Source organism: Rickettsia endosymbiont of Halotydeus destructor (assembly GCF_049278075.1).
In the GTDB taxonomy this organism is placed as follows: Bacteria; Pseudomonadota; Alphaproteobacteria; order Rickettsiales; family Rickettsiaceae; genus Rickettsia.
Genome location: NZ_JAPNPB010000001.1, coordinates 180,654 through 200,678 on the forward strand (window position 1 = coordinate 180,654; position 20,025 = coordinate 200,678).

Here is a 20,025-nt window from a genome sequence, read left to right on the forward strand (position 1 = left end):
GAACAATCATGTCCATAATCGGGGTCATAGCTCAGTTGGTAGAGTGCTTGGCTGGCAGCCAAGAGGTCGGGGGTTCGAGACCCCCTGGCTCCACCATTTTTTATTTTTTTTTCCAATTCACGCCAAATATTAAAATATTATATTAAATTCAAGGCTTTCACAGCCTACTAAGTCCCTTATCTATATTTTGTTTAACAAAATATTAAAATATATAGAATTTAATAAGGATATACTTATGTTTAGTTGGTCTCAAGCTTGCAATAAAAAACTAATAGAAGCAATAGAAGAGAGAAAAGAAATAGAAGCAGAAAAGCTAATTGCTAATATGTCTGACCACGCTATTAACTTTATTGATAAAGATAATAAAACAGTTTTGACTTATGCAGCTAGCAAAGGATTAGAGAAAATTTGTGAATTATTGATTAACAAAATGTCTGATCACGCTATTAATTACACATTAGCAGAATCTAGTGGAGAACTAGAAAACTTTATACAAAAGAAAATATCACATAATATCGTCTCTCATTCAGAAAATGAGCCATGGGGAATAGATATGTTAGGACAAAATGATTAAATAGAAATTAAAAATAATATTTTATATTTTAACAAAAACGATTAGCTTATATTAGCCTTTTTCTATATTGCTTGTAAATTTTGTTGTAGAAAATTTGTTGTAGAAAAAAGTGTCATTTATTTGGCTTCTTTGATTCCTTGAGGTTAGCAATCATACACTAGCCTCCACATTACTATTAGGTTTTCACGACTAAAATATACTAAGAATTTTGCCCCGGTTATTTGGCTGTAACTATTTTTTTTGCAATAAAAATTGGGTCACTTAAAGTAGTAACATATTTTTCAGTATTTTCGTTATTTAATAAATAAGTTTCCACTGTAAAGCCAACATCAGAAATAATATTGGGAAAATCCTGACCATAAATACGCTTATGATCCCACCCACAAATTTTTTCCACTTCTTCTTTTGGCATATCGTGCGGAGGGTACCAAGTTTTTTCAAGGCTTGAGTTATATGGAACGCTGAAAAAGGCAATACCACCGTTTTTTAGTACACGATAACATTCTTTAAATCCTTTTATGTGATCTTCCACATGTTCCATAATATGGTTGCATATAACAATATCAAAATAATCATCCGGATAGGAAATATCAGTTATATCAACATAAAATTTTGCATATTTACTTTTCTTAATATCACTAGAAATATAATTAGGATTACGTTTTAAACGTCTAAAAAGATTGGGTTCCGGAGAAAAATGTAAAATATATTTTTCTTCCAAGTTAATATTATGCTGTATCGTATAGTGAGCAAATAATCTATCTCTGGGGCGTGATGCACAATTCGGGCAACGCATTTCAGGAAGATTTTTACGCATACTAATAAAAGTTCCACTATAACCACAACAGGGACAGTTTCGTTTTTTCTTTTTTTTTAATAACTGGCCAGGGTGACGAATTATAGAGCGCATGCGTTCTATAATTTGAGTTAACATATTAATTCGGTAGTTAGAGGTCATTTGCTGACTATGCTAATATTTTGTATAGTATAAAAACAGCAAATTTAGTTGTCAACGTATTTTGCTATTGTCCTTCAGAGTAATTGCTTTCATGTAAATAAAAATCGTTTAAAAAGTGTCTGTTGACATCGTATTAAAGCATATAAGCCTTAACAATCGATTATATAGCGATTATATTTGTAAATTTTTCTGCAAATATCGAAAACGATATAGTAAGATGCTGCCATTCACCTTTACCTTTATCAATAGAAATATGATTTTCTATATCTTTGAGGGTAAGTACTGCAAGTTTTGGAATATCGTTGCTTAAATCCCATAAATGAAAGATTTACACTATTCCGTCATTTTGCCTTGCATATAAAAATCATAGGCTGTTTGGTAAAAACTAATAGCTTCTTCGGTTAAGAGCGGTAAATTAGAAATTTTTTGTTTTTCACCATTTGAGGATAATTTATAAGTTTGGGGTAGAGAGTTCGGACTTAGAATTACTAAATATTCGTTTTTCATAAAACCAAGCAATTGGTAAGTACTTATAAATGCTCTATTAGCAGGGGCGTTTAATATATCTTGCCCCCAGAGCTTACTTTTATATTCAAAATCCAATAAGCCGAAAATCGTTGGTGCTATGTCTATCTGACTTGCTAAATTATCTATTTTTCGAGGAGATAATATTTTAGGAGCATAAATAATTAAAGGTATGTGATACTTATTAACTGGTAATTCTGTTTTACCGGCGCTCGCAGCGCAATGGTCGGCAGTAATTACAAAAATAGTATTATCGAACCACCCTTTAGTTTTTGCTTTCTCTAAAAATTTACCAATTGCGTAATCGGTGTATTTAACTGCGGCATTGCGTCCTCCGCCGGATGGCAAATCAATTTTATTATCAGGAAAAGTATAAGGGCGATGATTAGAGGTAGTCATAATCAAAGAAAAAAACGGCTTACCGTTGCTATAATCCTGATCGGCTGTCTCAAGTGATTTATTAAATATATCTTCGTCGGCTACCCCCCAGATATTTGCAAAGCTTATTTCATTTGCCGTTAAGTTACTACGGTCAATTATATTATAACTGTTGCCAGTAAAATAATTTTGAAAATTATCGAAATAGCTATAGCCGCCGAAAATAAAGTTAATTTGATAGTTTCGATCTTTAAAAACAGTACCGATATTAAATAAATTTTGATTATCAGGTCTTCTAATAATTGAAGAGCCAGGAGTTGGCGGTACAGATAAGGTAATAGCCTCTAAACCTCGGACCGTTCTTGTACCTGTAGCGTATAGATTAGTAAAAAATATGCTGTTATCAGCAAGTTCATCCAAATAAGGCGTTATATTATCTGAACTCCCGAAGCTTTTCATAAATTTTCCGCTGAGGCTCTCAACAGTAATGAGTATAACATTATATTTATTGGCGGATAAAGTTTTTGGAGTAATAATGCGCTCTATGGAATTAATGGATAAAAATTTTGAATTATCTTTTTGAAGTAATGTGCGTACTATATTCAAAGCGTGTTTATCCTCTATTACTGGATAAAAACTATTATAATTTAAGCTATTATTAAAATAAGCAGAGAAAAATTCATAAGGACCGTTTTTACTTAACTCTGAGGCATATCGGTTATTAGAGAATTTAAGTTTTTCAGGACTGTAGAATTTAAAAGCCGTGAAACTACATATACTTAAAATAATTATCGCACTTAAAGAAGATTTAATTTTTATGTTATTTGCGGCAATAATTAAAGTTTTGCGTAACAAATAAGTAATAACTAAAGAGGCGGTCACAATGCCGATTGACATCTCGATATACGGCATGGATTCTTTCACAGTGCCAATAATTTCATGCGTATAAATTAAATAATCGACGGCAATAAAATTAAATTTTGTACTGAATTCGTCCCAAAAGGTAATTTCGGCAATTGTGATAAAGATCAAAAAACTGATGAAACAGCAGAAAAATATATAACAAAGTAATTGATATAAAAATTTCCACTTTGATAAGATTGAATAAAATAACAACGTTAAAATTAATGTTACTGGTAAAAAATAACTAAAGGATATTAGATCGTTAACTTCTCCTAGAATAAATATTAATGGCAAATCGGTAAAAGTAATTTGTCCGTATTGTAAAGCATAAATGCTTAAAACTATCCTAGTGATAAGCTGGAATAGTAAATAGGTTTTAGCGGTTAAATTAAATAGCGTTTTTAGCATGTTACTTAGCTATTTTTTTAGTGGCAAATAATGTAAGTATTGGTGCAGAGATAAAAATTGACGAATATGTCCCTGCAATAATTCCAAAGAATACTAATACACTAAAACTACGAATCGCCTCACCGCCGAAAATTACTAATGCCAAATTAGCAAGTAAAGTAGTAACTACCGTTAAAATAGTTCTTGATAATGTTTCGTTAATACTAATATTAATAATTTGAGAGATAACTTTTTTATGTGATTTGCGTAAATTTTCTCTGATCCTATCGTATATAACTACCGAATCATTGACTGAATAGCCTATTATTGTAAGAATTGCTGCTATGGTACTTAGGTTAAAATCTAGGCCCGTCATGCTCATAAATCCAAGGCTCAAAATAACGTCATGTACTAAAGCTACTAATATCCCGAGACCGAAATACCATTCAAACCTTAACCAAATATAAATCATAATCGCTGCAAAAGAGAATAGCATTGCTAAAATACCTGCCTTAATTAATTGTTGACCAACTTGTGGACCAACGAAATCCACTTTACGATATTCAAATCTATAAGGGAAATTTTCTTGTAAAGTACTTTTAATGAGTTCAATATTTTTCATTAAATTTTCTTCGCTACTGCTACCAAATCTAATAGATAAATCTCGTTTGCTGCCAAAATTTTGTAGTACTACCTCGCCGATACCAAGTCCTCCTAATACTTCGCGCATTTTGGGTAGGTCCGGTGATTGATCAAGTCTTACCTCGATAACGATACCACCGGCAAAATCAATACCGAAATTAAATTTATATACGCCTACCCATAATATGCTAATTAGCGATAATAGAATAGATAACGTATAACTTATTTTTTTAAAACTCATAAAATCAAAATTGATTTTATCGGGTAGCATTTTTAAAGGATATAGCTGCATTATTATAGTTTAATTAATTAATGTTATTTTGATTTCATAACAGCATATACAAAAAATTTGCCTATGCCAAGTATCAGATCGGTTAAAAATTATAGTTTAGGTTTAAATAAAGACATCCCTTAATCTTCTAATTACTAGTTATAATATTGATTGATAAAATATTAATCTCATGTTAGCTTGCTGGCAGTCAATTAAAATATATTTTATATGGAAGGAGGAGAGCCTGAAATAAGTTTTAAAGAATATAAGCAAGCTAAAGAAGCTTATAATAATTTAAAAAAATATAATTCTGCAGTAAAGGAAGTAATCAAAAATGAAAAAGCAGATCGTGCTGATAATCCTATAATAAATTATGCTCAAAACTTAGGGTCACAGCAGTATAAAACTTTACTAGGTTATAGAGTGCTTATTGAAGGATATTTAGCTACTCAAGATATTCCTAATATTAAATTAGCAAATATCAGCCGTCATATTGATGAAATGCGTTTACAAGCTAAAGAATATCAATTTATTTTTTCAACTTTCAGCAAAGCAATAAATAGATTATCTCAAAATGTAGAAAATATTGAGAGTCAAAATTCTGCTTATATTAGTTACATTAATATTTCAGATATAGGAGAAAAGCATGCCAATATTATAAAATATTCAAAAGAAAACGATAAATATTATCGTACTATTTATAATGCTGGTATGGATGCTGATATAGATAATAACAAACTAGATCAAAGTATTAAAGATAAATTAGTAGCAGCTAGCAAAAACAAAAGTTATAAAGGACTTAATGCTCCTCTCATACCTATTTATTCAGCAATTAAGTTTCCACTTAAAACGAAATATCAGTCAAAAGAAGGAATAAAAAAAGTAATGCTGCAGGAATTAAAAGATTCTAGGAATAGTAGCAAAAATAATGTTCGCGCCCATCGCCACACCATTGTGCAACATAAAAAAGATATAGAAGAACATCACAAAAAGTTTTTTGATAATCCTATAGTAGACGACAAAGCATTAATGACTAATGCGCAATTCCTCGGTAATTGTACTACTCGATCTATTCGTGAGGCTTTAAGACATAATATTGATAGTTCAACATTTCGAGAATTATATAATTATGTGACTAAAATTAAACCTTCGGAAATGCTTGAAATGCTAGAGAGTAAAATAAAGTCTTACGAAAACCGCTATGGTAAATCTTTAACAGCACGAATAAAAGATTTTGTTACGGCTGTAATAAAATCAGAAGAAAAAGTTGAAGATTTTTTTGCAGCTACAACCCACAGTTCGCCTACTTATAATAAATTATTATTAGATCGTTTGGCAGAAGAAAATGCAATACCTAATATATCAAAAGAAGAGAATAAAGAGTTATGGCATAAAGCTTTTTCTGCTATGGTTGAAAGTAAAGAGATAACGCTTTTTCCTAAGGATCAGGCAAGAATCAGAAAATGTTTCGAAGATGTTTTATGGACCCCGGATTCTTTTAACAATGAGATCACCGACGAGAATAAAGAGAATTTCATTACAACTTTACAATTAACTTTGTTACAAGATACTAATATTAGTTTAGACACAAAAGTTATAACTTTGGCTAGCATGGATAATATTCCCATAGAAATAGTTAAAAATATTGCATATGATGAGAGTTTAAGTGAAGAAAGAATAACCGAAGATAAATTTACTTATACAAAAATGCAAAAAGTAGAAAGGCCAACTTTTGATAAAGATACTTTTTTAGCCAGGAGAAAAAGTATAGAAAAAAATTTAATTAATAAAATAGCACCAACTGAAGAACTGATACAGCAACCACAACAAAAACAGTTAAAGGCAATTAAGAAAGAATTTGAGCAATATTCTTCTGACATAAGTATAAAAAGTAGTTCAAACCTCCATGCGCCTAAACCAAGGAGTCAAAGCCATCGTAATAGCGTTGATCAAATAACTCACTTATAAACATTAATATATCAAATAGGAAAAATTTTCTTAAAGATGTGTATACAAGTATCTAGGGTGAATATTTCGTCGTTGCTAAAATTATTTATATTCTTTTTTATACAAATAATATTTTCATCATGATTTTTACCGGCTGATTTTTTGCAAGGAAAGTATATATATAATCGATAATTATGATTAGCGATTTCTACAGGGTCTAAAATGATATAAGAATCGTCCGAATCAGAATTCTTTTCAGCAGAATAATTTGATATTATATTTTCTAGCGTTTCTTTAAATATAGGAGCTAAGTTATCATCATTTTTTAAGGAGTTATATTTTATAATCCTTACCTCTTCTAGTTGAAAATACTCTTTAATTTTACGAATAAATTCAAAATCATATTGTCGTTTACTTTCTGATTTAAAACCGTTAGTAACTATATTGTAAATAAGTTTCCTGTCTAAATAAAATTGCATTAATTTGAGATGCTTTTCTTGTAGTTCTTTAGCATATTCTCGTAATTTTACTACGAGAACGATAAAGATTATAAAAATCAACGGGTATGCTAAAAATTCTCCATTCATCATAATTGTACTCTAGTTAAAGATAAATCTTTTGAGGTATTGCTACCTGAAATTTTTCTAGTATTTTTATTAAAATTATATATAAATAACAAGAAAAATAATTCATCTATTTTTCTAATTTTTCAGTTTTGTATATTATATAATAAATTTCAAAAGGTTAAGTAGTTTTTATGTCTGAAGTAATAGTAAAAGAACAATTAGAGCAATATATAAATAAAATAGAGAGATTAGAACAAGAAAAAGCAGAATTATCTGAAGACATAAAAGATATTTTTCAAGATGCTTCTTCTCACGGTTTTGATGCCAAAGCAATGAAAGCTATCTTAAAATTAAAAAAACTTGATAGAGATAAGTTAGCTGAACAAGATGCAATGCTTGAGTTGTATCGCCAAGCTTTAGGTATATAAAATCTAATTAATAAAAAAATTATTAGAAATTTTTTGTTAATTTAATAGTTCCTTGATGGCTTCGGTAATATTTATGTAGGTGATAATTGTAGTCTAGAGAAATCTGGATACCTTTTATATAGGCGAAGATATTTCCTCCAATATTATAAGATAATTTAGGTTGTTTTGGCATAATATAGCTTTGCTCTAAACTACTATTTGCTCGGCTTATTATAGTTTTTGTTAACTTTTGGGTTTTCTCACTAAAACTTTGCTCAATAGAAGCTTGTAACGTTCCTCCTATTTTTATTGATGAAGAAATGTTTTTTGTCGGTAAGAGCAATTTTGTCCCGATAATACCAGTAAAAATATTATGAGATTTAGCTCTAATTAATGGATTTTGTATATTAACATCATTTTCGTTATGTGCAGCGTCATGAGAGCGCACATATTTTAAGCCGAAATTAGGTACGATAATCATTCCGTATTTAATAATATAGTTATAATTTAATAATGTTTCTAGGTTATAACCGTTGTTGAAATACTTGTTTTTAGAAGTGTATTTTATATTGTTAAGTGAATAGTTAGTGATATTTTTTACTTGATTACGTGCAATTGAAGCCACGCCTTGCAGAGTAAAGTTTTTTGGTAATTCTTTCTGCCCATAAATAGAAAATATATGACTTTTAACTAGCTCTTTGTCGCTATCTTTATTAGTTTTAAAATTAAACACTGAGCGTACATTACTATAAGTAATACCAATAATATAATTATTTATTTCAACATCAAAACCTATGCTACTGCCTTGCCATTTAGCTTTGTAACCGGAAATATTACAAATTGAATCTTGATTACTAATGCCATATAGACGACGAATCCAAATCCCTCTTTGAACATTAAAATCTTCATCACCGGCTCCTAGAGCAACTTTATATTGATTAATTCTATCAATAAGAAAATTGTTTACGTTTATACTTTTATGGCTATCAAGCTTAAAGGAAGTAGTTGATGGCTGTAGATTCTTTTCTCTCGTGTCTGTGGTGCTTGTTTCTTGTTGAGGTATTAATTCTTTTTGTTGTACATGGAATGGTTGTCCTTTCTCTGTCATTTCCGATGCTATTGGTTGGCTTAAATTTGCTGTATTTTCTTCTGTACTTTTTAAGTCTATTTCTTTTTCTGTTTCTTGTTGAGGTATTAATTTTTTTTGTTGTACAGGGAATGATTGTCCTTTCTCTGTCATTTCCAAGGCTATCGGTTGGCTTAAATTTGTTTGTTTTTTTTGTTCATCAAAATTATATTCCTCACCCCGCTCTAAAAAATTATCTCGTGCTATAACGTCAATAGTATCTTCAATGCCAACATCTTCGGGATATAAACCGATTAATTCTGTGCCGTCTTCTTCATCCCAAAGCCATTGATCATTATATTCTGATAGTGAGGCGCTATTGCTAGATTCATGATCGTTCTTACTATAATGAGGTAGCGAAGGAGCAGAAGAGGCTTCTACTTGCAAGGGATTTATAATAATTAATAAGCAAATAAAAGCAAAAGCAATAAAAAAATGGTTCAAAAAAGTTATCTTTTTAAACCATTTAGCTGTGAATCTACCGTTACTATTCATGTTAGATAAAACATACTTACTTAAATTTCTGAGTATTATAAGATAAAAGTTAATAAAAATCAAGTTATAGAAACATTTGTATAATAAGAAGCTTAAATTTTATTAATTTATTGGTAATGATATGGATAAATATGCATTTAGAATGTTTTAAAATGATTAGTGAGAACATAACTTTCTAAACATAAATTATTGTACTTAAAAATTAACTACCTATAATACTGGATTTAATCTAAAGTTGCAAAAATGATGCAATGCTTAAGAGGTGTTTTTGAGGAAGAGTATAACAACCTTAGCTTATGGTATTTTGTTAGTTTTATCTGCGGTATCGTTGTTTATTTTTCGCTAAATTTTGAGCCTTCTTTTTTAGTAATTTTTACTATTTTTCTTTTTTCTTTATTATTGCTTCTTACAAAAAAATACGGAATATTTTGGCAATTTAGTAGTGGACTCGTTATCGCTTTTGCCTTTGGTCTATTAATTAGTAAATATAGAGTTTTAAATTTACAAGGTAGTATTATCGGTAAGCCGATAATCACTGAGGTTATAGGTACTATTGAGAGCATCAAGCCGACTATTCACGGCGCACAAATAGTATTAAATGATATAAAAATAAAAAAAATTAATCGTAATATAAAAAAAGTTAGAATAAGTTTACCAAGAAAATATCTTAAAGAAATTATTGTAAGTGATAAAATTGGCTTGCTCGCTAAACTTTATAAACCGCAGGGTAGCATCTTGCCAGGAGGTTATGATTTTGGGTTTTATGCCTATTTATCCGAAATAGGTGCAAATGGCTATGCTATGTCTCCACCGAAAATTTTACTACATAATGACAAATCTACTAATAGTGTAATTTATAAAATTAGATTTGATATTTATCAAAATTTAGTAGAGAAATTAGGCTCGATTAAAGGTAATTTTGCAGCTGCAATATTACTTGGCGAAACGAAAGGCATCAATCGGCAATTAATGCAGGATATGAGGCAAAGCGGTATATCGCATGTACTTTGCGTATCGGGTTTACATTTATCGTTAGTGGCAATGATTTTATTTATATCAGCTCGTTTTTTATTAAATCTCTCTAATTACCTTTCCTACAATTATAATATAAAATTAATAGCTGCGCTTTGCTCGCTAATCGGTAGCTTTGGTTATTTAGAGCTAAGCAGTATGCAGATAGCTGCAACCAGAGCCTTTATTATGGCGGCGATTTTTATCTATGCCATCATTATAGAACGCTCCTGTTTTCCGCTTCGTTCTCTGGCCATTGCGGCTTTCATAATATTATCACTGAATCCTGAATATATATTTCATCCGAGTTTTCAGCTATCTTTTATTGCCGTACTCTCTTTAGTAGCAGGTTATGAATTTTATTTAAAAAATCAATGGTTACTCGGTAATAATAAAGGAATTTTTTCTTCAATAAAATTTTATATGGCATCAAATATTTATTCGAGCTTTTTAGCCAGCATTATAACCGCGCCGGTAGTAATAAATCAGTTTTTCATATTTTCAACTTACTCCATTCCGAATAATCTTATCGTTGTACCGATAATGTCATTTTTTTTAATGCCTTTAGCATTATTATCGCTACCTTTAATGTGGTTAAATATAGATGGCTTCATCTTAAAAATAATGGGTTTTTTCATTGATATAATTATTTACTCGGCAGAGTATTTTAATAACCTTCCGGCGGCAGTATGGTATTTCGGTTATATAACGAATTTGAGTATTATACTCTTTTTATTCGGTTTTTTCTGGATTTGCATCTGGAAAACGAAATGGCGACTTTGGGGGCTTATGATTATGGGCGTATCTTTTATATTAATGCTTTATTCGCCGAAGCCGGATTTAATATTTGATGCTGGCGCAAACGCTGTAGGGATTAAAAATAAAGATAACCAGCTAGAAATTTACGCTGACAAAATGCCGACATTTAACAGGCAGTACTGGGCTAACTGGTTTGGACAGAAAGATAGTCCTGTTTCTCCTTTAACAAATAATATTTTTATAACTAATCAAGGTTACAAAGTCATCATTAACTATGAAAATCTTTCAAAAAATAAAAAATGCGAAGAAGCAGAAATATATATTAATCTTCTTACCAATACTAAATGCCGCGGCAGCCTTGTTACTATTAACAAAGCTTTTTTAAATAGTGCGTCGGTAGTGCTTATCTTTTGTAATAGTACGAAATGCCAAATAAGAACCGGTAATATTAGCAATAGATTTAAGTAAAAATAATATTTATAGTAAACTAATATTAATTGAGAATGATACCGAAGAGCAAATGTATATTATAAAAAAATTCTTACAAATTTCCTCTAAGGGCTATAAAAAAATTTTAACAGAGCTGCGTCGAGAAGGCGGGCAAGCTCGGCTCATTGGCGGTTGTGTGCGTGATGCTTTGCTTAATAAAGATAGTTATGATATTGATATAGCAACTACTTTATTACCTGACGAAGTGATTAAAGTTTTATCAAAAGCGGATATAAAAGTCATCCCTACCGGTATAAAATTCGGGACTGTCACCGCTATCTTAAATAAAGAAAAATTTGAAATTACCACTCTTAGAAAAGACATTGATTGTAACGGACGTCACGCAAAAGTGCTTTTTACCGATAATTTTGCCGTTGATGCTGCAAGAAGAGACTTTACTATTAATGCCTTAAGCTACTGTCCGTTTGAAAATAAGATATATGATTATTTCAAGGGCCTGGAAGATTTAAAACTAAAAAAACTAGTATTTATCGGTCAAGCAAGCCAAAGAATTAAAGAAGATTATTTAAGGATTTTACGATTTTTTCGCTTCTCGAGTTATTATGCCGACCATCTCAACGACGAAGGGTTAGAAGCATGTAAAAATTTACAAGAAGGTTTAAAGATACTTTCACGAGAACGCATAAAAAGCGAAATGGATAAAATAATAATATCAAAAAATTCTCCTACAGTTCTGAAAGTAATGTTTGATACCGGAATATTATCGCTAATATTCTCCGTGAAATATTATGAAGTAAAATTCTTTGAGCAAGCCAGTTTTTTTAACCTGCAATTATCTACACGCTATGCGCTTTTATTATATAAAATAGAAGATTTAAAGCTTAATGTATTGATAAACTGGAAATATTCAAAACAGGATGCAACAAAAATATTTTCGATAATTACCTTAATAAATTCACCTAAAATAACCGAGTTTGATATGAAAAAAATTTGGTGGGAGAATAGCGCTTATAAAGAATATTTATTTGCCGCTACATTAATTGGTAAATTAGAATTTTCACAAATACAAATATTCATTGATAAATACGATCAATTAGAACGTTCTATTTTTCCTCTAACCGGTCATGATCTATTAAGAATAAATATAGAAAATAAAGAAATAGGCAAGCAATTGGAATATGTGAAAAACATCTGGATAGAGAATGATTTTGTGCAAACTAAATCACAATTGCTAACTTTTATAGAAAAATAAAAAAGTTATTGCTAGGAGATTCGAGCGTTGTTGCATGGCTCTTAAAAAGCGGTTAATGTCATTCCCGCGTAGGAGGGAATCCAGTAAAACATATAAAAAAACTTGTTTTTTATATGTTTATTTTATCAAATAATATAATTTTTGTATCCATATTAAGGTTATTTTTTCTGGATCTCCGTTTTCACGGGGATGACATCGAGGGCTTTTTAAAAATTGTCCGATACATAAGGCATAACATCGAACTCAAAAAAATACAATTATGAAAACTAAAATCCTATTCCTGATAATTTCATTATTAATTAGTCTTAAAAGCTTTGGAGATGAACATAAATCCAAGATAGTTACAAGCATTACGCCAATAGCTAGTATTGTTGCAATGTTAGTTAAAGATAAAGTTGTTATAGATAGCTTAGCCGTAAATAGCGGTTGTCCTCATCATTATCATTTAAAGCCAAGTGATCTTGCGAAAGTAAAAAATGCCGATATAGCTATTTATATAGATGAGAGATTTGATAGTTTTGCTGAGAAATTAATGCGAATGCACAGCACAAATATTATAAAGCTTAGTGATATCAAATCTTTAAAAATCATCAAGGATAATAACGAAATTAATTGGCATATTTGGCTAGACCTTGATAATGTTAAGATTTTGTTAGAGGAATTATCATTAATATTAGTGCAGAAACTGCCTAACCTACAGAAAGACATAAATTATAATCTTGATTTAGCTTTAAAACAGCTAGAAGATTTAAGTAAAATCAAAAAATATAAATTTGCTGGACTGCAAGATGTAATTTTACTAAACGATAGTACACAATATTTCTTTATCAATACAAAAATTAAAATTCAAAAATTATATAGCGTAAGTCAAAAAAGTTTAAAATATATAAGTAAGCTAGAAAAATTGTTAAGTAAGTCGGCTAATAAATGCTTAATTTTAGATACGCAGCAAGATGCAAGGCTTTATAAAAAATTAAACGCTAATATAGTGATGCTAGAAAGCGAAAATTGGTCGTTTGCGAATGTTGATCACCAAGTATTTTACCGGCAATATTTACAAATGATTAATCAGCTGGAAATATGTGTTGCTATTAACAAATAGTGATATTTTATTATTCAGCATTATTAACTAAAGATTGATATCGTCATTGCGAACGACTGAAGGAAGGGGCGGCAATCTAAAATTTCACTCGTTATTGCGAGCGAAGCGAAGCAATCTAGCTATTTTTTTTAGATTACCGCGTCGCTACACTCCTCGCAATGACAATATTTTGTAATGATTTCGAGACATGCAATAAAGCCTTCTTGCGCATGCGGGAGTAATATGGAATGTAGGTATAATTTATTTCTTCCATCTATTATGAAACCAAAACCACTGCCCTGGGTTTTGTTTAACCCATTCTCCTAAAATCTGATTAATATTTAACATGATGTTATAATAATCGACTTTATCATTGCCTGTTTGCTGCAATGTAAGAGGTGGATGTAATATTAATTTGAAATAACTGCCATGTGTACGAATTATTTGGCAAGGTATAATCGGATATTTAAATTGCAGAGCAATTTTGGCTATAGCATGCGGTGTCATGGCAGGAAGCCCTAAAAACGGCACTTCTATACCGTCATTCATTTTTTGATCAACCAGCATAGCAATAGCATGTCGTTGTTTTATTGCTTTAATTAAGCCTCTACTGCTTTCTGCGCCTTTTGGAATTAGACTTAATTTATCGCTAGTGCGAATTTCATTGATTAATCGGTTAACATACGGATTATTAGAGCGGCGGTATATTATGGAGAATTCAGGATAAAACTTATGGATAAGTTTAAGTGCGATATCCCAATTGGCAAAATGACCGGTAAATAATAAAAACGGTTGTCCGGTTTTTTGAAATTCTTCAATGTTTTCGATACCTATTATTTTTATTCTTCGCAATAACTCTTGCTCGGACATAGTACTAATATACGGGAATTCGCCGATAAACCTACCGAAATTATCCCAAGTTTGATCGATAATTGCTTCACTATCAAGGCTATCACCAAAAACGGCATGAATATTTTTTCGAGCAATTTTATTAACAGCGAGTAATATGCCGATTTTTCTTGCTATGAAACTACAAATATTTCCGGCTCGATCAATACCGAATAGGCCTAATATTTTCATTGCTGTAATAACAACAAAATATTCAAGTAAATATCTAATATTTTTTAAAAATTTTTGCATAAAGTAAGTCGTCTAGTTTTTGCGGGTTATCTATCAATAGTTCTACGTCACAACAAATTATTTCAGTATCTGCATCCTTTAAAGGCAAAAGTTTTACGTAATCTTTTCTAGTAGTGATAAGCGCGGCGTTATATTTTTTAGCGTTTGCCAGCAAATTTTCTAAATCTTTTTTTGAATAATTATAATGATCAGGAAAAATTTCACAACCTGCTATCGTTAAACCATAATTTTTTAGAGTAAGAAAAAAACGCTCAGGATTGCCGATGCCGCTGAAAGCAAAGTAATTTTTTGTTTTATCTATTTTTTTTGAGAGTACAATTTTCGCTTGTACTAATTTAGCAGTATAGGACATTAAAATATTAGGAGGGTTCCAATTTTCGGCACTTATGGCCATAATTAAATCGGCGGATTTTAGAGCTTTCTTTGGATATTCCCGCAAAGGACCTGCAGGAATTAAAAAACCGTTACCGAAAAGCCGATGAGCATCTACTGCTAAAATGGTACAATCCTTGTGGAAATTGGGGTTTTGTAGAAAATCATCGACTATAATTACACTAGGTTTAATCTCATTGATTAAAGGAATAATTTGTTGAATTTTCCTGGTAGCAATAACCGTACCATACTTGGACAATATTAAAGACTCGTCACCTACTTCTATAGCAGTATGGTGCTTTCTTACGATAATTGCCGTAGTAAGATCGCTGCCGTAAGCCTTAGTAACAATAACAAATTTTATATTCTCTACAGATAATAATTTTGCTAAGTGAATCACTATTTGAGTTTTGCCTGTACCGCCGACGCTGTTATTTCCGACACAAATTATCTTGGCAGGGAAAATAATAGGCCGTGCAAATAGTTTTCTTAAAAAACTTACAAGTAGATATATAAGGCTAAGGTGCCATAATAGATAGGCAATAATATTCCTGCTTTGCCAAAATTTAGGATATATAAGCTTAAACATTAATTATGACTATGTGATATAAAATCAAACGGATTAACGGGTTTATTATTTAACAAAATTTCAAAATGTAAATGCTCACCGGTGGCGTTACCTGTTCTGCCTTGAATACCTATAAGCTGTCCTCTTGTCACCCGACACCCTTCCTTAACATGCATTTCCTTTAAATGAGCGTATTTAGTAGTAATATTACGAAAATGCTTAATTTCTATAAAATTTCCGTAATCGTGAACTCTTGCAACTTTGGTAACTACGCCGGTTGCCGATGCATATACTGGCGCTGCTTTTTTAGCCTGTAAATCAATCCCTCTATGAAAACACTTTTTCTTTCTTTTCTTTTTATGGGGACTTTTCCGAACACCGTAATGGCTGGTAACTTTTGTATCGCATTCAGGCATCATTAAAGGTATAGAGCTAATTATTTTATCAACTTTTAAAAGCTCTGATATATTATTTTTTCCGTCGGGATTATAATTTTTTGCAAAATAACGAGCCTCGGCGCTAGACAAAAACTGATATTTTCCTTGTAATTGTGATAATAAATTTTTGATTACGACTATCTTTGGGCCGGCTGCTTTATTAAACTCTTGCGGCTTTTTGTTATGAAATTTCTGTAAGAAAATTTTATTTTTATTAGGGTTATTGATTATTAGCCCAAGATTTTTAGTATATAAACAGTTTTTACTGCCGTTTTCATTAGTAAGATCATACTGTACGACTAGCTCAGCATGATGTATTTTATATTTTTTCTCTAATTGTTGCGCAGTACTAGTAAGTAAGGTTTTATCGTGAGATGAATTAAAACTATTACATCCTTGTAGGACAAATATAATTAATAACAATAAATAATTTTTGTGTGAAGATAACATTATAAATAATTACTAGTAACTTTTAAATTTAAGGCCATAGTAAGGTAACCGCTTATTTGCATTATGTCATCTTTAATATTAGGCGGGTTAATTATCATCAGTCCACATTTTATCATGTTTTTATCAGAATGTAGAAGCTCATACTCAATAATTAGCGTTTCTTTAAAACCTATATTTTTATACTTGTGATAAAAATCTCTAATCAAAATTCGATCTTTAATTGGATACCAAATAAGAACGCAATTATTAAGTGCTCTGGATTTTATCTCTTTGATTGCTTCGAATAGCCTATCAAATTCATTTTTCACTTCAAAAGGTGGATCAAGAAAAATTAAACCTCTTTTTTCTTTAAAAGGGAGAAAAGCTTTAATAGCCGTATATGCATCCATTTCATAGGTATTCGATAATAAACTTTTTAGGCTTAAATAGTCTGCCGGGTGAAGCTCACAGGCAATTAAGCGATCATTTGGTCTTAATAATTTAGTAATTATCAAAGGTGAGCCCGGATAATAGTCCTGCCTGAAAGTTTTTACCAAATTTAAAAAAATTTGTAAAATATTAGGTAAGTCGGTCACAGACTTTGTAAAGCTTAGTAATTTTTTAATACCGGTTAAACTCTCGGATGTTTTTTGTGCCGCCTCTAAATTTAGGTCATAAATACCAACTCCGGCAAAACCGTCCAAAACCGCGAAAGGCTTTTCTTTTTTTTTTAGCTGTTCAATAAGAGCAATAAGTACTAAATGCTTGACGATATCAGCAAAATTACCTGCATGATAGATATGGCGGTAATTCATATAATGCTTTTTACTTTTTTAAATTATCCTTGTATCAATTTGCCGAATTAGTTATATATTATTAATGGTTTGCAATTTTTTTAGCAATAATTTTTGTGTTATACTATATAAATAAATTTTTTTCCAATAATAAGCTGCAGGCGATTATTTTAGGGGGAATCGGTTTGAGCATTATTTTTGCTTTAACTACTTATAAAACCGATGATCCTTGCTTTAATCTGGTAACAGAGCGTTATTCTGACAATTTGTTAGGAGTTTTTGGGGCGTATTTATCGGATTTTTTATACCAATTTTTTGGCATAGCTGCTTTCATCCTACCTATTTATTGTTTTATTTGGGCTAAAAACCGTTGGTTAGCGCAAAATAAGCGGATATTTGTTCGTATGATTGTAATGTTGTTGACAATCCTTAGTATGGCAACATTATTAGCCAAGCTTGAAATACCTTATTTGCGAGGAAGTGCTGGCGGAGCGATTGGAATAGTTAGTTTTAATTTCTTCAAACAATTTACAGGGCAACTTTATCTTATACTAATCTTTTTGACCTTTATTTTATTTGTTATTCTACTCGAAGTAAAATTTACCTGGTTAAAAGATTCTATAATAAATTTGTATAGATTCCTATCTTATCAAACACGCAATATATTATCCCGCTTATCACTGGCAAAATTTTTATTACCTAAAAAAGAAGAAGTAAATCGCTCAAGAGTTACTCCTTCTTATTTTGCTGCCCCGGAAGCGTTAATAAAGAATAAACCGGACGTTGCCAGGCAGGCAGCTAATATTCAGCCAAAATTTTTTAATAGAGCAGCATTGCCACCTAAAATTGAGCAAAATAGTCTATCGCCGTTACCTCCTGTTTCACTACTAAGGAATGCCGATAACCAACATATAAAAAGTGACTCTTCTTCGGAGCTTAAACAAAAATCAGAAAAATTATTAAGTGTATTAAGTGACTTCGGGGTTAAAGGAAAGATTATTAATATTAGTCAGGGGCCGGTAGTTACTTTATATGAATTCGAGCCAGCTGCAGGAACAAAAACTTCGAGGGTAGTAGGGTTATCAGACGATATAGCCAGATCACTTTCAGCTTTATCAACGAGAATAGCGGTGGTGCCGGGTAAAAACGTTCTTGGCATTGAATTGCCAAATAAGCATAGAGAATTTTTTTGCTTAAAGGAATTAATCGAGACGCCGGAATATCAGGATCATTCTATTTTATTGCCATTAATTTTAGGAAAAGATTTAGCTGGCAAACCTTTAATAGCCGATTTAGCTAAAATGCCTCACTTGCTTGTAGCGGGAACTACTGGCTCCGGTAAGTCGGTCGGAATTAATGCGATGATCGTCTCGTTACTCTATCGTTATACTCCTGAAGAGTGTCGGCTTATTATGATTGATCCAAAGATGTTAGAATTATCCGCTTATGAAGGGATCCCACATTTACTTACGCCTGTCGTAACCGAGCCGGCAAAGGCGGTGGTAGCTCTTAAATGGGCAGTGAAGGAAATGGAAAATCGTTATAGAATGATGTCGAATATCGGTGTTAAAAACATAGCCGGTTATAATGCCAAAATCTTAGAAGCGGCAAAACAAGGTAAAACGCTTGAGCGTACCGTTCAAACGGGATTTGATCACGAGACCGGCAAACCTACTTATGAAACGGTAGAGATGAATATGGAGAAATTACCATTTATTGTCGTAATCGTTGATGAAATGGCGGATTTAATGTTAGTGGCCGGTAAGGATATTGAGCTATCTATTCAAAGACTTGCTCAAATGGCAAGAGCTGCCGGTATTCATATTATTATGGCAACGCAAAGACCTTCGGTAGATGTTATTACCGGTGTAATTAAAGCAAATTTTCCTAGTCGTATTAGTTTTAAAGTTACTTCTAAAATTGATAGCCGAACAATTTTAGGTGAACAGGGTTCTGAGCAGTTACTTGGTATGGGAGATATGTTATTTATGGGTAATACTTCAAAAATTACCAGGGTGCATGGTCCTTTTGTCGATGAAAATGAAATTGAGAAAATTACCGATTATTTGAAAGAAACCGGTACACCCGAATATATTTCAGCAGTGGTTGAGCAATCCGATGAAGACGATAACTCTCTTGATAGTGCTAACGGTGATGGAACATCAGATGAAATGCTGTATAAAAAAGCGGTGCAAATAGTACGGCTTGAGCGTAAAGCTTCAATTAGTTACATTCAAAGGTCGCTCCGAATTGGCTATAATAGAGCTGCCATTTTAGTCGAAAAAATGGAACAGGATGGAATAGTCTCGCCGCCAAATCACACCGGAAAGCGAGAGATATTACTACCGGAGAAGTGAGTAGGCGTTGTTGTGTGAGTCGAATTTTTGATGTCATTCCTGTGAAAACGGGAATCTAGGCTTTACTTTGTCATGCTGAACTTGTTTCAGCATCTTTTTGTAATTAGATCCTGAAATAAATTCAGGATGACTATAATTTTTCTGGATTCCCGTTTTCGCGGGAATGACAGTATCAACTTAAGATCAATCTTTATTA

At 31.5% G+C, this 20,025-nt stretch carries 15 protein-coding genes, 1 tRNA gene and 2 pseudogenes; 9 read left to right on the plus strand and 9 right to left on the minus strand.

The features are described 5' to 3' along the window. Window positions 1-20: 20 nt before the first annotated feature. Both OTR29_RS00810 and OTR29_RS00815 read left to right on the plus strand, forming a co-directional pair. Window positions 21-96: transfer RNA gene (locus OTR29_RS00810), tRNA-Ala, on the plus strand. A gap of 139 nt (window positions 97-235) precedes the next feature. Beyond that, window positions 236-574, plus strand: a complete 339-nt coding sequence (locus OTR29_RS00815) for a hypothetical protein (protein ID WP_422228773.1) — start codon at window positions 236-238, stop codon at window positions 572-574. A 217-nt stretch (window positions 575-791) separates the two neighbouring features. Here OTR29_RS00815 and OTR29_RS00820 read toward each other — a convergent pair whose 3' ends face one another. From OTR29_RS00820 to secF, 3 genes are all read right to left on the minus strand, one after another. Beyond that, window positions 792-1,508: a class I SAM-dependent methyltransferase gene (locus OTR29_RS00820; RefSeq protein ID WP_422228774.1), complete on the minus strand. Its 717-nt coding sequence runs from the start codon at window positions 1,506-1,508 to the stop codon at window positions 792-794. A gap of 357 nt (window positions 1,509-1,865) precedes the next feature. Then, complete coding sequence (locus OTR29_RS00825) at window positions 1,866-3,746, minus strand: LTA synthase family protein (protein ID WP_422228775.1); 1,881 nt, start codon at window positions 3,744-3,746, stop codon at window positions 1,866-1,868. A gap of 1 nt (window position 3,747) precedes the next feature. Beyond that, window positions 3,748-4,659, minus strand: a complete 912-nt coding sequence (secF, locus tag OTR29_RS00830; RefSeq protein WP_422228776.1) for a protein translocase subunit SecF — start codon at window positions 4,657-4,659, stop codon at window positions 3,748-3,750. 207 nt (window positions 4,660-4,866) lie between these two features. Between secF and OTR29_RS00835 the strand changes: the two genes are divergently transcribed. Then, entirely contained in the window at window positions 4,867-6,606 is a 1,740-nt protein-coding gene (locus tag OTR29_RS00835; RefSeq protein WP_422228777.1) for a hypothetical protein, read from the plus strand. A gap of 11 nt (window positions 6,607-6,617) precedes the next feature. Here the strand turns inward: OTR29_RS00835 and OTR29_RS00840 are convergent, their stop codons facing one another. Beyond that, window positions 6,618-7,175 (minus strand): hypothetical protein, encoded by a 558-nt coding sequence (locus tag OTR29_RS00840; protein ID WP_422228778.1) that lies wholly within the window; start codon window positions 7,173-7,175, stop codon window positions 6,618-6,620. 167 nt (window positions 7,176-7,342) lie between these two features. Between OTR29_RS00840 and OTR29_RS00845 the strand changes: the two genes are divergently transcribed. Further along, on the plus strand, window positions 7,343-7,579 hold the full coding sequence (locus tag OTR29_RS00845; protein WP_422228779.1) for a DUF2312 domain-containing protein: 237 nt from the start codon (window positions 7,343-7,345) through the stop codon (window positions 7,577-7,579). Window positions 7,580-7,601: 22 nt separating this feature from the next. On the opposite strand, the gene OTR29_RS00850 is transcribed toward OTR29_RS00845, so the two are convergent. Next, entirely contained in the window at window positions 7,602-9,128 is a 1,527-nt protein-coding gene (locus OTR29_RS00850) for an autotransporter outer membrane beta-barrel domain-containing protein (protein WP_422228780.1), read from the minus strand. Between the two features lie 297 nt (window positions 9,129-9,425). Here OTR29_RS00850 and OTR29_RS00855 point away from each other — a divergent pair. The 4 genes and pseudogenes from OTR29_RS00855 to OTR29_RS00870 all read left to right on the plus strand — a co-directional run. After that, window positions 9,426-9,932 (plus strand): annotated as a pseudogene (locus OTR29_RS00855) (hypothetical protein); the annotation flags it as partial. 225 nt (window positions 9,933-10,157) lie between these two features. Next, window positions 10,158-11,417: pseudogene (locus OTR29_RS00860) on the plus strand (ComEC/Rec2 family competence protein); the annotation flags it as partial. Between the two features lie 52 nt (window positions 11,418-11,469). Next, window positions 11,470-12,651: a CCA tRNA nucleotidyltransferase gene (locus OTR29_RS00865; protein ID WP_422228781.1), complete on the plus strand. Its 1,182-nt coding sequence runs from the start codon at window positions 11,470-11,472 to the stop codon at window positions 12,649-12,651. Between the two features lie 259 nt (window positions 12,652-12,910). Further along, entirely contained in the window at window positions 12,911-13,753 is an 843-nt protein-coding gene (locus OTR29_RS00870; protein ID WP_422228782.1) for a metal ABC transporter solute-binding protein, Zn/Mn family, read from the plus strand. Window positions 13,754-13,993: 240 nt separating this feature from the next. Here the strand turns inward: OTR29_RS00870 and OTR29_RS00875 are convergent, their stop codons facing one another. Genes OTR29_RS00875 through OTR29_RS00890 form a run of 4 tightly spaced genes read right to left on the minus strand, consistent with a single transcriptional unit; the run spans window position 13,994 to window position 17,493 of the window. Next, window positions 13,994-14,872 (minus strand): LpxL/LpxP family acyltransferase, encoded by an 879-nt coding sequence (locus OTR29_RS00875; protein ID WP_422228783.1) that lies wholly within the window; start codon window positions 14,870-14,872, stop codon window positions 13,994-13,996. Then, a complete protein-coding gene (lpxK, locus tag OTR29_RS00880; protein ID WP_422228784.1) occupies window positions 14,847-15,833 on the minus strand; it encodes a tetraacyldisaccharide 4'-kinase in 987 nt (328 codons plus the stop codon). Before lpxK ends, OTR29_RS00875 begins: the two co-directional genes overlap by 26 nt. Next, window positions 15,833-16,699, minus strand: coding sequence for a M23 family metallopeptidase (locus tag OTR29_RS00885; RefSeq protein ID WP_422228785.1), 867 nt, complete (start codon window positions 16,697-16,699; stop codon window positions 15,833-15,835). The genes lpxK and OTR29_RS00885 overlap by 1 nt, the downstream gene beginning before the upstream one ends. Continuing rightward, entirely contained in the window at window positions 16,699-17,493 is a 795-nt protein-coding gene (locus tag OTR29_RS00890) for a 23S rRNA (adenine(2030)-N(6))-methyltransferase RlmJ (protein WP_422228786.1), read from the minus strand. The genes OTR29_RS00885 and OTR29_RS00890 overlap by 1 nt, the downstream gene beginning before the upstream one ends. 95 nt (window positions 17,494-17,588) lie before the next feature. Here OTR29_RS00890 and OTR29_RS00895 point away from each other — a divergent pair, with 95 nt between their 5' ends. Beyond that, window positions 17,589-19,829: a DNA translocase FtsK gene (locus OTR29_RS00895; RefSeq protein ID WP_422228787.1), complete on the plus strand. Its 2,241-nt coding sequence runs from the start codon at window positions 17,589-17,591 to the stop codon at window positions 19,827-19,829. Window positions 19,830-20,025: the final 196 nt, after the last annotated feature.

What these genes read in the sequence shown, in the direction of transcription:
- OTR29_RS00815 (WP_422228773.1), top strand. Translation starts at nt 236, where the DNA reads ATGTTTAGTTGGTCTCAAGCTTGCAATAAAAAACTAATAGAAGCAATA.
- OTR29_RS00820 (WP_422228774.1), bottom strand. Translation starts at nt 1,508, where the DNA reads ATGTTAACTCAAATTATAGAACGCATGCGCTCTATAATTCGTCACCCT.
- OTR29_RS00825 (WP_422228775.1), bottom strand. Translation starts at nt 3,746, where the DNA reads ATGCTAAAAACGCTATTTAATTTAACCGCTAAAACCTATTTACTATTC.
- secF (WP_422228776.1), bottom strand. Translation starts at nt 4,659, where the DNA reads ATGCAGCTATATCCTTTAAAAATGCTACCCGATAAAATCAATTTTGAT.
- OTR29_RS00835 (WP_422228777.1), top strand. Translation starts at nt 4,867, where the DNA reads ATGGAAGGAGGAGAGCCTGAAATAAGTTTTAAAGAATATAAGCAAGCT.
- OTR29_RS00840 (WP_422228778.1), bottom strand. Translation starts at nt 7,175, where the DNA reads ATGATGAATGGAGAATTTTTAGCATACCCGTTGATTTTTATAATCTTT.
- OTR29_RS00845 (WP_422228779.1), top strand. Translation starts at nt 7,343, where the DNA reads ATGTCTGAAGTAATAGTAAAAGAACAATTAGAGCAATATATAAATAAA.
- OTR29_RS00865 (WP_422228781.1), top strand. Translation starts at nt 11,470, where the DNA reads ATGTATATTATAAAAAAATTCTTACAAATTTCCTCTAAGGGCTATAAA.
- OTR29_RS00870 (WP_422228782.1), top strand. Translation starts at nt 12,911, where the DNA reads ATGAAAACTAAAATCCTATTCCTGATAATTTCATTATTAATTAGTCTT.
- OTR29_RS00875 (WP_422228783.1), bottom strand. Translation starts at nt 14,872, where the DNA reads ATGCAAAAATTTTTAAAAAATATTAGATATTTACTTGAATATTTTGTT.
- lpxK (WP_422228784.1), bottom strand. Translation starts at nt 15,833, where the DNA reads ATGTTTAAGCTTATATATCCTAAATTTTGGCAAAGCAGGAATATTATT.
- OTR29_RS00885 (WP_422228785.1), bottom strand. Translation starts at nt 16,699, where the DNA reads ATGTTATCTTCACACAAAAATTATTTATTGTTATTAATTATATTTGTC.
- OTR29_RS00890 (WP_422228786.1), bottom strand. Translation starts at nt 17,493, where the DNA reads ATGAATTACCGCCATATCTATCATGCAGGTAATTTTGCTGATATCGTC.